This window comes from Alcanivorax sp. HI0044 (assembly GCF_001634945.1).
In genome coordinates this window covers 1-779 of record NZ_LWEZ01000773.1, presented here as the reverse complement: position 1 = coordinate 779, position 779 = coordinate 1, and the positions used below count along the sequence as shown (strand labels likewise).

General features: G+C 56.2%; 3 protein-coding genes. 1 reads left to right on the top strand and 2 read right to left on the bottom strand.

Going from position 1 to position 779, the window contains the following annotated elements:
• Positions 1-221, top strand: a 221-nt coding sequence (locus A3730_RS31375; protein ID WP_231883905.1) for a hypothetical protein, incomplete at its 5' end; no start/stop codon positions are given.
• Positions 222-342: 121 nt separating this feature from the next.
• Here the strand turns inward: A3730_RS31375 and A3730_RS30325 are convergent.
• Both A3730_RS30325 and A3730_RS29605 read right to left on the bottom strand, forming a co-directional pair.
• Positions 343-501 carry a hypothetical protein gene (locus A3730_RS30325; RefSeq protein WP_156496967.1) on the bottom strand — a complete coding sequence of 53 codons (159 nt, stop codon included), beginning with the start codon at positions 499-501 and terminating at the stop codon, positions 343-345.
• A gap of 158 nt (positions 502-659) precedes the next feature.
• Positions 660-773, bottom strand: coding sequence for a glutathione S-transferase N-terminal domain-containing protein (locus A3730_RS29605; RefSeq protein ID WP_255364238.1), 114 nt, complete (start codon positions 771-773; stop codon positions 660-662).
• Between the last annotated feature and the right edge of the window lie 6 nt (positions 774-779).

Here is a 779-nt window from a genome sequence, read left to right as displayed (position 1 = left end):
GCGTTTGCCTGGCGGGCAAAGGCGTACCACCACAAACCTTGCAAACGATGGTGCTGAAGTTGCCCTTCAATCTGTCTGGCCAGCGAGAGTTGCACGTGCATGCGGAGCCGCTATGGCATAGCTATCTGGACAATGGCCATTGGCGAGGTGGGTTTCGTCTGGCAACGGACGAGCAGACCGCAACCCTGCTGTCGAAGCTGGTGAGCCGTTACGGAGAATAGCGGGGGAGGAGCGGTCAGCGGTTACTGCAAAGCGGGAAGGCGTAGCAGTAACCGGGCCCTAACTCTTTTCGGCAACCCTCGAAAAACCGGTAATGCCCAAGGTGATCAGAAGGCGATGTAATCAGTAAGCCTGTGGACGTGAGCGCTCCCGGCTTTCTTCTCCTTTCTCATCATCATGTCTGTGACGCTTGGCGTCTCGCTTGCGGCGCTCACGCTCTGCACGCTTGTGTTCTTCTTCCCACTCATTCGGGTCGTAGTCATCAAATTGGCGACGACTCATGGTGCCACTCTCTTTCCAACGTTAAAGGATACTTGCCGTTTTGCGGGTGCCACGAATGCAACCTGCCATTGGATATATAGCACTAAAAAGTGGGGTGTAGAAGGGGCAAGGGGCACCATTTATCGGTGCCCCGTCATCATTGCCAGGTAGTGCGGGGATCAGTCGCCGTAGGTCTGGTCCAGATAGTCGAGAATGGCTTCGGATTCGAACAGTTCCATGCCGGTATTCGGGTCTACCAGGTAGGGGACAGCGATTCTGCCGGCCCGGGCCAGCAGATC